This window comes from Streptomyces sp. S.PB5, assembly GCF_030403745.1.
GTDB lineage: Bacteria > Actinomycetota > Actinomycetes > Streptomycetales > Streptomycetaceae > Streptomyces.
Genome location: NZ_JAQMWP010000006.1, coordinates 42,990 through 55,531, shown reverse-complemented (window position 1 = coordinate 55,531; position 12,542 = coordinate 42,990). Strand labels below are relative to the sequence as shown.

Here is a 12,542-nt window from a genome sequence, read left to right as displayed (position 1 = left end):
TCTCCGAAGTGAAGCCGGGCAGATCCCGCAATCTCACGGAGACAGCAATCCCCCCGTGCCTTCACCAAGGCCTTCTTCGGGTGCCCGGAAACTGTGGCGGATGAGTTTCGCTGCTCGCCAACCACCGCTCACGCCCATGCTTTCGGCATCCACACCCCCCAACAACTGGAAAGCGCAAGTAAGTGATGAGACCCCTTCAGCGTTTCGTCCCCCCGCTGGCCATCTCTGCCATGACGATCGTGCTGAGCACGCCCGGTCTGGCCACTGCCGACGAGTCGACCAACGGCGACACCACCTACTACATCTCGCTCGGTGACTCCCAGGCCTCTGGCTACCAGCCGGACGTCGACAAGGACACCGACGTCGCCTACACCGACCAGCTCTACGCGCAGCTCAAGCAGCGCACCCCCGGACTGGAGCACATACGCCTGGGCTGCACCGCTGAGACCACCGAGTCCATGATCAACGGCGGCAAGTGCGACTATCCCGACGCCAAGTCCCAACTGGACGCCGCCCTGAAGGCCATGGCCCAGCACCAGGGCAAGGTCGCCTACGTCACCCTGACCGTGGGCGCCAACGACATCCTCCTCAACTGCGTCACCCCGGCCCGTACCCTCGACGGGGCATGCCTGACCAGCAAGAGCCAGACCATGGCGAAGAACCTCGCGCAGATCGCGGGCGCGCTCCGCCAGGCCGGCACGGACAACACCCAGATCGTGGGCTCGACGTATCAGAACCCGTTCCTGGCGGCCTGGCTGCAGGGCGCCGCGGGGCAGCAGGCCGCCAAGGAGTCGGCACCCCTGGTCAGGGCCGCCAACGCCGGGATCACCCAGGTGTACAAGTCCGCCGGTTTCAAGGTGGCCGACGTGGCCGGGGCCTTCTCCTCGGACGACTTCACCACCCAGGTGAACGTGCCCGGCGCGGGCGAGGTGCCGGCGAACGTGGCCAAGATCTGCCAGCTGACCTGGGCGTGTCTGAAGCAGGACCCGCACCCCAACGCCGAGGGCCACAAGGTGATCGCAGGCGTCTTCGCGGCGGAGCTCGCCAAGAACGACGCGCCCGGTGCGGGTGAGTCCCCGGCCCCCAGCGAGTCGCCCACGCCCGGCGCGAGCGACTCCCCGGCTCCCAGCGAGTCGCCGACGCCCGGTGCGGGCACGGGCACGGGGGCCAACACCCCGGCCCCGAACGGTGATCTCGCCGAGACCGGCGCGTCGAGCAGCACCCCCGTCCTCGCGGGTGCCGGTCTCGCGGTCGCGGCGGTCGGTGCCGCCGCGGTCTACTTCGCGCGCAAGCGCCGTACGGGCGAAGAGAGCTGACGAGCCGTCAGTAGATCCCACTCAGGTAGCGCAGGCCGCCCGCAGTGCCGCGGGCGGCCTGCGCTGCTCGGTGAGACGCCGACGAAGACGACGAGATGCGCCCCCATCGAAGAGATGGGGGCGCATCGCATTCGTCAGCTGTGCCTACTTGAGTGCTGTACGGCCCGCGTTGTCATACGCGATCGTCTTGCGGATCAGGTTTCCGCCGTCGGTCTCGGGCGTCGTCTGCTCCGACCACCCCGCACCGAAGAACAGACCGGCGATGTGGGCGTCCGCCACCTGGTCCATGTGGCCGAAGAACCAGTCCACCTTGTCGTCCTTGTAGTGGTCGGGCGTGTTGTTCTGCGCCATGTTGCCCACGGGGATCTGCCACAGGACCACCGGCTTGCCCACGGACTCGGCCATCGTCTTCCAGAACTTCAGCGACGCGGCGGCCTTCTGGTCGGTCCAGAAGGTGTTACGGCTGCCGTGCTCCGGCAGTGCGTACCAGCCCGCGTCGCGGTCCGTCACATCGCTGACCAGGAAGTCGGCGTTCTTCGCCCCGAGGTCCGCGTAGTCCTTGACGCACTTCTGGACGTCGGTCTCCCAGTCGAAGCAGGAGAGATGCAGCCCGACGGAGGCGTTCGGCGCGTACTTGTGCGCCATCGAGATCAGGCACTGGGCGAGTCCGGAGGCGCTGTTCTCCTGCGATCCGCAATCGGTCGGATTCGAGGCCTTGACCTGCGCGGGAACCTGGTGCAGATTGCCGAGCGACCGGGCGAAGCCCCAGAAGTCGGGCTCAAGGTCGATCGCGTCGTGCGACTTGCCGATCTTCTGGAGGAAGAAACGGTAGTCGTTCAGGTACCGGGTGAGCAGGTCGGTCCTGTTGATGGCCTTGACCTCGCCCGGGCCGTCGCCCTCGCCTGCCGCGTCCCCGAGGTCGCGCAACGAGTACCAGGTCCAGAGCATCTTCTGCGGACGCGGGCTGCCCTTGTACTTCGCCTCGGCCACCACGCTGTCCCGCCAGGTCACGTAAGTGCCGGGCGCCGTGGTGCTGCCGTTCCAGCAGCCCCACCAGCTCGACCACGCGTCCTTGCAGCGTGAGGCCGTGTAGTACTCCGACGAGGGTGCGGGCTGGCTGTGCACGTAGGCGTAACGCATGTCGAAGGGCGCCGCGTTCGCCGAGGCATCGGACATCAAGCCGCCGATGAGCACCTTGTCGCTGCCCATGAAACTCTTCGTCGACGTGCCGTTGGTGGCGGCCGGAGAGGCCGGCGGCGACGACGGGGTGCTGCTCGGAGCCTGGCTCGCCGGAGTGCTGGCGCTGGGCGTGGGCGTGCTGCCGGAGTTCCCCGGGTTCCCGGTGCCGCCGGCGACGCTACCGGCCGCAACGAGCTTCCACTGCTGGTTGGCGGCGCTCCGGTCGCGGTTCTGGACGATGTCGCGCCCGTTGGCCTTGGAGGCGCTCTTGACGCCGACAGTCATGCCGCTGAAGCGATTGACCAGACGCACGTAGCCGTCCGACGACTTGGCCAGTTTGAACTGCTGGTTGGTGGCGTTCAGGTCTTTCCACTGCACGATGGCGGAGCCGGCGGTCTTCGACCAGCCGAGGTCGTCCAGCACCTTGCCGGAGCTCCGGTTCTGCAGCCGGTAGTACCCGCCACCCGAATCGACGAACCGCCACTGCTGGTTGGCCCCGCCGTGACGGGTCCACTGCACCATCGCCGCGCCGTCGTTCTTGGCGGAGCCGCGGTCGTCCAGCACCTTGCCGCTGTTGCGGTTGACCAGCACGTACCACTTCTTCAGATCCGGGGTCTTCTTCTGATCTGCCGAAGCCTGGGTGACCACGACAGCCGAGCCGGCCAGGACCACCATGGAGATACCCGCCCAGAGACCCCGACGTGCGAGCAACCGACGGCCACGATGCTTCGGGCGATCGCCGCGCGCGCCGCCGTCGGCACGGTGGCCGCCGCCGCGGGACGCCACCGGTGACGTGGGTGGGCCGGGGACATGCCTGTTCTCTCGTTCCAGGGACACGCCTGTGCTCTCGCTTTCAGCCGTTGCATCTGACCGGGCCACTTGGCCGGACATCGCTTAGTGGTCCGAGAGGCCGAAAAAGGTTGCCGCGAAGATCCATGGATTTTTTTCGGCCTGATGCCGGCGGCGGCGAACGCCTGATGGCTGGTCGCGGAAGGTGGGGGAAGGTGGGGGACAGCAGCGTGATCCCGCCCCGGCATTCCCGCGCGCGAGAAGCCCACCATCCTGGACCCCACCCGTGACGGTCCCGCCCCGTAGGCACGCACCAAGGCCAGGCGCGACGTGGTCAGTTCACCGGCGCGCCGGTCAGGTCGGCCAGTTCGGCGGCGAAGAACTGCGCGGGGTCGATTCCCATGCCGGTGAAGTGGCCTGCGAGTTCCAGGGACAGCACGCCGTGCAGACGGGTCCAGAAGGCCAGGGCCCGATGGAGGGCCGCGGGCGGGGCGGGATGGCCGTCCGCCCAGTCCCGGTGGTCTGCGAGGTGCGTGTCGAACGGTGTCGCCGGTCCGCTCAGGGGCGACACCGCACAGGCGTCCAGCAGGGTCGCCATGATCTCGGACGAGATGGCGGTCGTGTCGTCGGGTGCTCGGTAGCCAGGGACGGGCGTGCCGTAGATGAGGAAGTAACGCTGCGGGTCCGCCAGGGCCCATCCCCGCAGAGCGTGCGCCAGCGCGGTCACATCGGCACCGCCCTCCGAGGCCGTGCGGAAGGTGTCGGCGAGGCTTCGGTACGCGTCCCTGACGAGTTCGGTGATCAGCTCGTCGCGGCCGTCGAAGTACCGGTACAGCGCGGGTCCGCTCATGCCCATCTGCTTGGCGATCGCGTTGAGGGAGAGCGCGGACGCGCCCGCCGTGGCGATCTGTTCCCACGCGCGCTCTTTGATCTCCGTACGCACCTGGGCGCGGTAGCGCGCACGCGGGGTCTCCGCCTTCGAGTTCACCATAGTTAGAGGCTATCACTGAAGTTATTGACACTCCCGAACTCGTGCGGTTATAACTTCTAACGAACGTGAAGCCGCGTAACTCACTGACTCTGTGGAGGCCGCCATGAACAGCACCGAGGAACTCGTCGAGGTCGTCCTGCCGGGCAAGGTCGAGCCCGAGGGACTTCAGATCCGGCGCGGAGCCGTACCCGCCGCGGGCCCCGGCCAGGTGGTGATCCGGATGGAGGCGACCGGCGTCTCCTTCGCCGAGCAGCAGATGCGCCGCGGGCGCTACTACGACCAGCCGCCCTTCCCGTTCGTCCCCGGCTACGACCTCGTGGGTACGGTCCTGGCGACCGGCCAGGACGTCGACCCCGCCCTGGCCGGCACCCGGGTCGCCGCGCTCGTCAAGGTCGGCGGCTGGGCCAGCCATGTGCTCGTCGACGCGGCGGACGTGGTCCCGGTGCCCGACGGGATCAGCGCGGCGGAGGCGGAGACCCTCGTCGTCAACGGCATCACCGCCTGGCAGATGCTGCACCGCAAGGCCCGCGTCCGCGCGGGGCACACCGTCGTGGTGCACGGCGCGAACGGTGGCGTCGGATCGGTCCTGGTCCAGCTCGCGCAAGCCGCGGGCGCGCGGGTGATCGGCACGGCGTCCGCACGCCATCACGACGCCCTGCGGGAACAGGGAGTCGTCCCCGTCGACTACCGCACCGGCGACCTCGCCGCGCGCATCCGCGAGCACGCTCCCCATGGGGTGCACGCCGTCTTCGACCATGTCGGCGGCCGCGGCATCGTCGACTCCTGGCGGCTCCTCGCCCCCGGCGGCACGCTCGTGTCGTACGGCAGCGCCGCCACCCGCGACGCCGAGGGCTCCAAGCAGTGGCCCGTCCTCAAGCTGCTCGGCCGGGTGTGGCTGTGGAACGCCCTGCCCAACCGGCGCCGCGCCTACTTCTTCAACGTCTGGGCCGGCCGGGCCCTGGCCAGGACCCGGTTCCGCGCCCGCCTGCGCACCGACCTCACCCTGGTCTTCGCCGCCCTCCAGCGCGGCGAGGTCACGGCCCGGATCGCCGCCCAACTCCCGCTCACCCGCGCCGCCGACGCCCTGCGGCTGGCCGAGTCGGGGACGGTCGCCGGAAAGGTCGTACTGAACCCGTAGCAGCACCCCAGCGGCCCGATCCGATCACCACAACGACACGACACGAGAGGAACACCATGTTCAGCACCAGCCCGTCGAACGCCCCCGACCGGCACGCCCGCCCCCTGCACCCGCGCACCCTTCGGCGCCGACCTGGCGCCGGTAAGCCCGCGGTCACGGTCACGGTCGCGCTCGCTGCAGCCGCCGCTCTCGCAAGCACCATCCCGACCGCCCAGGCCGCCGTCGCCCCCCACGGCGATACGTCCCGGTGCGGCGGGCGAGGTGTCGACACCACCGCCCTCATCCGCTACGAGTCCGACATCGTGATCAAGGCACCGTTGAGCACTGTCTGGAAGCTGCAGACGGACGTCGCACGCTGGCCGTCCTGGCAGCCCCCTGTCACCACCGCCGAACGCCTCGATCCCGGCCGCCTGAAGAGGGGTTCGCAGTTCCGGTGGACAACCCCCACGCCCGCCACCCCCACGACCCCCGCCACCACACTCACCATCACCTCCACCGTCCAGGAACTCCGGCGCCACAACTGCATCCTGTGGAGCGGACCCGCGACCGGTGAGGGGCTGCGCATCGACGAGGGCATCCACCTGTGGACGTTCCGCGAGGCCAAGGACGGCGTGCACGTCCACACCGAGGAAACCTGGACCGGCACCCAGGTCGAAGCAGACGTCCCCACCGCGACCGCGGCCCTCGGCGCGGGCCTCGAGGCATGGCTGCACGATCTGAAGACCACCGCCGAACAGCAAACAGGCCGAGGTCTTTGACCGGGGCCTCGCCACGGCTCGCACCGCTGTGGACCATGGCCGTACGGACGACCTGTCAGCCGCAATCAGCGGCTTGAATCACTGCCGCATGTACCTGTACGCGACGCCGGTATCTCGGGCCCTGCGCACCCGCGGCGCCGGTGCCGCAGGTGCGGGCAGACGTCAGTCGATGCGGGCGCAGAGGTCGTCCGTCGTCCCGTGCACCAGGTTCACGGTCTTGTACCCGACGGAGCTGATGTCCATGGTGTACACCCCGTCGATGATGTACAGGCCGCGCGGCAGGTTGCCCCTGCCCTCGCCGATGCCGACCAGCACCGGGCCGTGCACGGCCCAGAACTGGGAGCCGTCGGTCCGGTGCTCGACGATGGCCGAGCCTCTCGCGTCGGCGTCGTAGAAGGCACCGGTGTCGGTGTTCGTGACCCGTACGACCAGATCGCCCTTGTACGCGACACGCTTCACGCTGCCGTCGGGGTAGGTCTCCAGGACGCGCTGCATCACCTCGTCGATGACGGGCTCGCCGTGCACGGGGAAGTCGCACCGCAGGCCGGCACCGACGTCCCATGGCGCGGAGGGCGCCGGCTCCCACCCGGTGCCGGTTGCGGCGGACGCGGCCGACGTGGGCTGCACTCCCAGTAGCACGGCGACAAGCACCAGCGGGGCGAGAACGGTTCGTCGCATGACTCTCCCTGGTCAGACGGGTGAAAGGAAGGCTCCGCCGAAGAGGCGGATGCCAGTGTCCCGTCGGCCTCTGACCAAACCCTCACCACTGCCACTACCGCTACCACTACCGGCACGGACCGCGGACGCTCGTCCCCACTAAACTGCCGAGCGCCATGGAGTTCCAGTTGCTAGGTCCTTTCGCCGCCTGCCACGAGGGACGACAGGTGCTGATGGGCAGCCGCCGCCAGGAGCGGTGTCTGCTGTCGGTCCTGCTGCTGCACGCGGGCCGCGCCGTGACGACCGAGCGCCTCATCGACCTGCTGTGGAACGGCGATGCGCCCGCATCGGCCCGCGCCACCGTCCACACCTACGTAGGTCGATTGCGTGCCGCACTCAAGCCGTACGGGGTGCAGGTCGAAACCCGGCATGACGGCTACGCCGTCGAGCAGGGCCCTCATACGATCGACGCGCAGGAGTTCACCTTCCTCGTCCGGCAGGCGGCCGATGCCGGTCATCCCGCGGAGCGAGTCCGCCTCTACGACCAGGCCCTCGGGCTGTGGCGGGGCCCGCTGCTCGCCGACGTGGCCGACGACCGGCTGCGCACCCGCCTCGGCGGTCCCCTCGACGAACTGCGCCTGACCGCCGTGGAGCGGCGAGCGGAGGCACAGCTCACCATGGGTCTGCACGACCGCGTCGTGGCGGAGCTGACCCCACTGGCCGAGGAGCACCCAGGGCGGGAACGGCTGATCGCTGCCCAGATGACCGCCCTCTACCGCGGCGGCCGCCAGGGCGACGCCCTCGAGCTGTACCGCAGCACACGCAAGGTGCTGGTGACCGAGTTCGGCATCGAACCGGGCGCGGAACTGCAGACGTTGCACGACCGCATGTTGCATGGCGACCACCGGCTGGACCGGCCTCCCGGACCCGTGTACGCGGTGCGGGTCGACGACCAATGGCTGCCATGGAGCACGAGCGGGGACCCCGCGCTGGAGTTCTGCAACACCTACGCGGGCTGGGGCGGGGACCGGCTGCCGGGATCGGAGTGGCTGCGCGGCTACGCCACGCTGGCCGTATGGGCCGGCCATATGGACCTGGTCGAGGAGAGGTCGGTCACTCGGCTGCGGGAACAGGCGCTGCGGCACCCTGACGAGGCTGCCGCCGCGCTCGCCGAGGCTCGGCAGTTTCGTACGGACCTGTATGCCTGTCTGACCGATCCGGAGGACGCCCGTGCCTTCAAGGCGGTGGCCGGCGCGGTGGAGGACGCTGCCAGGCACTCGGTCTTCACCCGTGGCGAGGACGGCCTCGGACGCTGGCAGCCCTCACCCTCCGCCGGTCTGCGCCTGCCCGTGTGCGCGGTTGCCCATAGCGCGGGCGGACTGCTTGCGGATCCACGGCGCTTCACGGTCCGCAGTTGCCCCAGTGAGGACTGCGGCTGGTTGTTCCTCGACGCGAGCGGTCGGCGCAGATGGTGCAGCTTGGCGACCTGCGGCCGCAAACGGACCTCCAGCGCGGACACTGCCCCAGGCACCGACCAGCCCTGACCGCCACCGCAAGGGCCGTGGCGTGCAGCAGGAAAGAAGGTCCCGGCGCCGCGTTCACGATCGGCCGCCGGGACCGCTCGCGTCAGCGGGTGCCGAGCAGGGCGCGCCAGGTCTCCGGGCCGATGATGCCGTCGACCTGCACGTCGTGGTTCTGCTGGAAGGCGACCGCCGCCGACTTCGTCTTCGAGCCGAACTCGCCGTCGACCGCGAGGCCGTAGCCGTAGACGTTCAGCTGCGTCTGCGCGGCCATCACCGCCTGGCCGGACGAGCCGTACTGCAGCGTCTTGATCAACTTCGACCAGGTGTTCGGACCGATGACGCCGTCAGCGGCCAGGGACTGGGACTTCTGGAACTGGATCACCGCCGAGCGGGTGTTCGGGCCGAAGATGCCGTCGGCCTCGAGCGTGTAGCCCCGCGCGGTCAGCAGCCGCTGGGCGGACCGCACGTCCGCACCCTCGGAACCGCTCTGGAGGATCGGCCAGGAGACACCCGGGGCCGGGAGCTCCCCGCCGCCACCGCCGTCACCCAGCTTGACCGGGCGGAAGGGGTCGTAGTTGTCACTGCCGATCCCGTAACTGAGCTGCCGGTGGGTCGTGCCGTACGTACCGCGCTGTTCGTAGGCCCAGTAGGCGCTGTGCGACGTGTCGGCCCACTTCTCGAAGATCACTACGTGTCGGAAATCGCCGTCAGTGGTGCTGTAGTCGATCAGCAGGTCTCCCATCTTGAGCTGACTCATGCTGCTGAGCCGTGTGGTGACGCCGTTTCGCGGGTCGGCCAGCCCGACGGTGTTCAGGCCGGGCGCCCCCAGTCCAAGTGCCATGGAGACATAGCCGGAGCAGTCCTGGCGGTAGCCGTCCTTCCAAGTGCGCTCCATGCTGTAGGGGACCGGGGCTCCGTTGTCGGCCGTGAGCCAGGTACGGGCCCGGTTGATCATCGTGTCGGGCGAAAGGGTGGCCGCGGCCATGGTCGACAGCGCGTCGGCCTGGGTGACGAGCTTGCTGTCGGCCTCGGGCTCGGGCCCGTAGGCGGTCTCCTGCTGGGCGGCGACCGTCGCGATCTTCAAGGAGTCGCTGTCGGCGAGCGACGGTACGACGGCGATCGTGGCCGCGACACCTCCGGCGGCGACGCCTATGAGAGTGACCTGCGCGTGGCGCGTGAGTCGGCTGAGAAGAGACATGATTCCCCCGTATTTCTCTTTGTTGTGGCACGCCGAGCCGAGTGGGCCGACCAGGGCTCGGAATGCTTGTCGTCCGGATCACCGGGTGGGCCGGAGGAGACGCACGCGGCCCGTCCCCTCCTGCACGAGGGGACGGGCCGCGTGTGTCAGGGGCGCCAGCCGTCGGCGACGCGACCCTGCTGCACCTGGTAGGTGCCGCTGCACTTCCCGTCGTCGGGGTCGCCCCAGATCTTGATGGCGTCGACGTCGTTCGCCCAGGTGCCGCCGTTGGGGTGGGCGTAGTTGCCGAGGTTGGCGGCGGTGTTCCGCGGGATGCAGAGGTACGCGTCGGGGGAGGCGCCCTGGTCGATCAGCCAGACGGAGTCGTCGTTACGGGTGTTGACGACCGCGTCCGCCCGGTTCCCTCCGCCGATGACGGCCTGGTAGGAGGTGTCCTGGTACCAGCTGAAGATGCTGCCGTTCTGGTAGGAGCCGTCGTACAGACACACACGCGGGTACGTGCAGCCGTGCATGCTGGCGGCCGAGGCGGGCGAGGCTGCCAGCGGGGTCAAGGTCGCGGCCAGTCCGGCGGTGAGCAGGGTCGCCGACAGCTTTCCGTTCAGCTTCATGGGATCACTCCTGGTGAGGTGGCACGGGCAGAGCCGACCGCACCGGCCGGCTCCGCAACGAGACTGCGGGTTCGGCGCGGTGCTCGGCCACAGCTGACGCCGAAGTGACCTCGTCCCGGGACGTCCCGCCCACTGACCTGCAGAGATGTCACCCGCCGTGTCCCTGCGGCGAGACCACGGCGAGAGGGAATGGCGGATTCCGCGCCAGGGCTGAGTCGCAGCAGGGCGGCGTGGCCGCCGTGTGATCCCCGTGACAGCTGATGCAGAATGAGCCCGGGGACACGGAGGCCGGGCCTGCGATCCCGAACGCGAGTGGGGGGAAGCGTGTCGCGCTGGAAAGAACTGCCCGCAGAACTGCATCCACACGTCCACCAGTTGATCGTGCGACTGCGCAGACTGAAGGACCACAGCGAACTGAGCACCCGTCAACTTGCCGCGAAGACCGGGTACAGCGCGAAGTCCTGGCAGCGATATCTGAACGGCAGGTCTCTGCCGCCCCGGGAGGCCGTCGAGGCGATGGCCCGCGTCGGCGGTGACGATCCGTCCCGGCTGCTGGTGATGCACGAGATCGCCGCCCAACGCTGGGCGGAGGGACGGGTGGTCACCATCGACGACCCCGAGAACCTCTCCGCGGCACCGGCACACCCCCCGACGGAGCAGCAGCCGTACCCGCGTCACCTGCGCGCCGCGGTCACGGCGGGAGCCGTGGTCACGGTGCTGTCCGTCTCCGTCGCGCTCCTGCTGGCCGTGCGGCTCACCGAGGCCCGTGCCCAACTCGCGCACAACCGCGGCGATGCTGTCACGACGGCCCCGGCCACCGTGTCGGAGTCCCTGGTGCCGGTCATCTACACCTGTCGGCTGGAGCAGCGTGACGGCCGCTGGTACGCGGGCCTGAGCCGGACCACGGACATCCTCCTGTCCAACACCCAAGTGGGGCTCGAAGTGGCCGAGGCGCAGTGCCTGTTGCATCGGGCGGGCACTGCGCCAGGGGACATCGACGGCGTCTTCGGGCCGAAGACGCGGCGAGCGGTCGAGCGCATGCAGAAGCAGAACGGGCTGATCGTGAACGGAGTCATCGACCCGCCCACCTGGCAGGCCCTGCGATCGGCGGATGCGAAGTGACCGCGGAACACGCCCGGCTGGCCGCGGCGCTGCGGGAGCTGCGGGCCGGTGCGGGGCTGAGCCTGGCGGCGCTGGCGGAGCGGACTGCGTACAGCAAGTCCTCGTGGGAGCGTTACCTCAACGGCAAGAGCCTGCCTCCTCGCCAGGCCGTTCAGGAACTGTGCCGGCTCGCGAACGAACCGGACGGGCGGCTGCTGGCCCTGTGGGAGATCGCCGAGTCGCACTGGAGCGGACGCGCGGTGGCCTCCGCACCCGACCCTCCCGCGGACGAGTCGCCGCGGCCACAACCTCAGCAGTCGCCGACGCCCGCCGGGACCGAGCGGCGGCGACTTGGCAGAGGCAGGCTCCTGCTGGCGCTGGTGTCGGCGTACACCGTGATCGTCGGCGGTGCCGCGGCCCTGCTGTTCCTCCTGCTGCCGGACTCGGAGGCTCAGGAGGACGGACCGCCGACGGCCTCCGTCCCGTTCTCCCTCGCGCCCGAATGCCACGGAGCCGCCTGCGAGGGCCGGGACCCGATGCGCCTGATCTGCGGCATCGGCCCCGACACCCTCGCCTCGTACCGTACGGCCACCGGCGCCCACGTCGAGCTGCGCCACAGCAAGAAGTGCGGTGCCAGCTGGGCCCGGACCTGGGGGACCGAGATCGGCGACCGGTTGGACGTCACGGCAGGCGGCCCGACCCACAGCGTGCGCATCGGGAACAAGGACGACGCGGCAACCTTCATCTATACGGAGATGACCGAGGTCCGTCCCGGCAGCACCGTCCGGGCCTGCTTCCGGCCCGCGTCGGCCGACGGCGAACGGGAGTGCTTCGAGGCCCGCCTGGGCGGGGCCGCCACCACGACCCCGCTGCCCTCACGTCCAGTGGCGTCAGGCTCTCGCGAGTAGCGTCAGGCCCTGGGGACGAGTTCGACGCCTTTACGCCGCGAACGTCGGCCGACTCATCGGCCGGCTGTATGCGATGACAGGCGACCACCTCGCCGAGGCGCAGGATGCGGTCCGGGAGGCTTTCGTCCGGACCTGGGAACGCCGGGCCGAACGGGACTTGGACGGCGTCGGAGGCCGTCGCCCTGTACGTCCGGAGGAACGGTTCCAGCCTGGCCGGCCCTTCGAACGGCGGTTCGGAGATGTGCTGGACGGTTGCGGAGCAGGCCGGGGACGCGACCCGTACGGCCTGCAGCACCTGCTGCCGAGGGCCAGGTGGGATGCCGACGCGGTACGGGACGACATCCGCGGCGTTGTCGTCGAGCGTCTGCGGCACGAG

The 12,542-nt window shown here is 69.7% G+C and carries 11 protein-coding genes and 1 pseudogene; 7 read left to right on the top strand and 5 right to left on the bottom strand.

Features of this window, described 5'->3' with window-relative positions:
- Positions 1-230 precede the first annotated feature (230 nt).
- The gene (locus tag PH203_RS16705; RefSeq protein ID WP_289920776.1) at positions 231-1,316 is read left to right on the top strand and encodes a GDSL-type esterase/lipase family protein; all 1,086 of its coding nucleotides are present in this window, start codon (positions 231-233) and stop codon (positions 1,314-1,316) included.
- A gap of 144 nt (positions 1,317-1,460) precedes the next feature.
- On the opposite strand, the gene PH203_RS16700 is transcribed toward PH203_RS16705, so the two are convergent.
- A complete protein-coding gene (locus PH203_RS16700) occupies positions 1,461-3,170 on the bottom strand; it encodes an RICIN domain-containing protein (RefSeq protein WP_289920775.1) in 1,710 nt (569 codons plus the stop codon).
- 448 nt (positions 3,171-3,618) lie between these two features.
- Positions 3,619-4,275: a TetR/AcrR family transcriptional regulator gene (locus PH203_RS16695; RefSeq protein ID WP_289920774.1), complete on the bottom strand. Its 657-nt coding sequence runs from the start codon at positions 4,273-4,275 to the stop codon at positions 3,619-3,621.
- A 103-nt stretch (positions 4,276-4,378) separates the two neighbouring features.
- Between PH203_RS16695 and PH203_RS16690 the strand changes: the two genes are divergently transcribed.
- Both PH203_RS16690 and PH203_RS16685 read left to right on the top strand, forming a co-directional pair.
- Positions 4,379-5,413 (top strand): medium chain dehydrogenase/reductase family protein, encoded by a 1,035-nt coding sequence (locus tag PH203_RS16690; RefSeq protein ID WP_289920773.1) that lies wholly within the window; start codon positions 4,379-4,381, stop codon positions 5,411-5,413.
- 56 nt (positions 5,414-5,469) lie between these two features.
- A complete protein-coding gene (locus PH203_RS16685; protein ID WP_289920772.1) occupies positions 5,470-6,171 on the top strand; it encodes an SRPBCC family protein in 702 nt (233 codons plus the stop codon).
- A 162-nt stretch (positions 6,172-6,333) separates the two neighbouring features.
- Here PH203_RS16685 and PH203_RS16680 read toward each other — a convergent pair whose 3' ends face one another.
- A complete protein-coding gene (locus PH203_RS16680; RefSeq protein WP_289920771.1) occupies positions 6,334-6,849 on the bottom strand; it encodes a hypothetical protein in 516 nt (171 codons plus the stop codon).
- Between the two features lie 155 nt (positions 6,850-7,004).
- Here PH203_RS16680 and PH203_RS16675 point away from each other — a divergent pair, with 155 nt between their 5' ends.
- Entirely contained in the window at positions 7,005-8,372 is a 1,368-nt protein-coding gene (locus PH203_RS16675; protein ID WP_289920770.1) for a BTAD domain-containing putative transcriptional regulator, read from the top strand.
- Between the two features lie 82 nt (positions 8,373-8,454).
- On the opposite strand, the gene PH203_RS16670 is transcribed toward PH203_RS16675, so the two are convergent.
- Positions 8,455-9,549 (bottom strand): peptidoglycan-binding protein, encoded by a 1,095-nt coding sequence (locus PH203_RS16670; protein ID WP_289920769.1) that lies wholly within the window; start codon positions 9,547-9,549, stop codon positions 8,455-8,457.
- A gap of 146 nt (positions 9,550-9,695) precedes the next feature.
- On the bottom strand, positions 9,696-10,157 hold the full coding sequence (locus PH203_RS16665; protein WP_289920768.1) for a hypothetical protein: 462 nt from the start codon (positions 10,155-10,157) through the stop codon (positions 9,696-9,698).
- A gap of 324 nt (positions 10,158-10,481) precedes the next feature.
- Between PH203_RS16665 and PH203_RS16660 the strand changes: the two genes are divergently transcribed.
- The 3 genes and pseudogenes from PH203_RS16660 to PH203_RS16650 all read left to right on the top strand — a co-directional run.
- Complete coding sequence (locus PH203_RS16660; RefSeq protein ID WP_289920767.1) at positions 10,482-11,279, top strand: peptidoglycan-binding protein; 798 nt, start codon at positions 10,482-10,484, stop codon at positions 11,277-11,279.
- The gene (locus PH203_RS16655; RefSeq protein ID WP_289920766.1) at positions 11,276-12,166 is read left to right on the top strand and encodes an XRE family transcriptional regulator; all 891 of its coding nucleotides are present in this window, start codon (positions 11,276-11,278) and stop codon (positions 12,164-12,166) included. The genes PH203_RS16660 and PH203_RS16655 overlap by 4 nt, the downstream gene beginning before the upstream one ends.
- 245 nt (positions 12,167-12,411) lie before the next feature.
- A pseudogene (locus tag PH203_RS16650) lies at positions 12,412-12,533 on the top strand (IS701 family transposase); the annotation flags it as partial.
- Positions 12,534-12,542: the final 9 nt, after the last annotated feature.

Bases quoted from the DNA above. Each gene is read 5' to 3' on its own strand.
- PH203_RS16705 (WP_289920776.1), top strand. From the start codon at position 231: ATGACGATCGTGCTGAGCACGCCCGGTCTGGCCACTGCCGACGAGTCG.
- PH203_RS16700 (WP_289920775.1), bottom strand. From the start codon at position 3,170: ATGGTGGTCCTGGCCGGCTCGGCTGTCGTGGTCACCCAGGCTTCGGCA.
- PH203_RS16695 (WP_289920774.1), bottom strand. From the start codon at position 4,275: ATGGTGAACTCGAAGGCGGAGACCCCGCGTGCGCGCTACCGCGCCCAG.
- PH203_RS16690 (WP_289920773.1), top strand. From the start codon at position 4,379: ATGAACAGCACCGAGGAACTCGTCGAGGTCGTCCTGCCGGGCAAGGTC.
- PH203_RS16685 (WP_289920772.1), top strand. From the start codon at position 5,470: ATGTTCAGCACCAGCCCGTCGAACGCCCCCGACCGGCACGCCCGCCCC.
- PH203_RS16680 (WP_289920771.1), bottom strand. From the start codon at position 6,849: ATGCGACGAACCGTTCTCGCCCCGCTGGTGCTTGTCGCCGTGCTACTG.
- PH203_RS16675 (WP_289920770.1), top strand. From the start codon at position 7,005: ATGGAGTTCCAGTTGCTAGGTCCTTTCGCCGCCTGCCACGAGGGACGA.
- PH203_RS16670 (WP_289920769.1), bottom strand. From the start codon at position 9,549: ATGTCTCTTCTCAGCCGACTCACGCGCCACGCGCAGGTCACTCTCATA.
- PH203_RS16665 (WP_289920768.1), bottom strand. From the start codon at position 10,157: ATGAAGCTGAACGGAAAGCTGTCGGCGACCCTGCTCACCGCCGGACTG.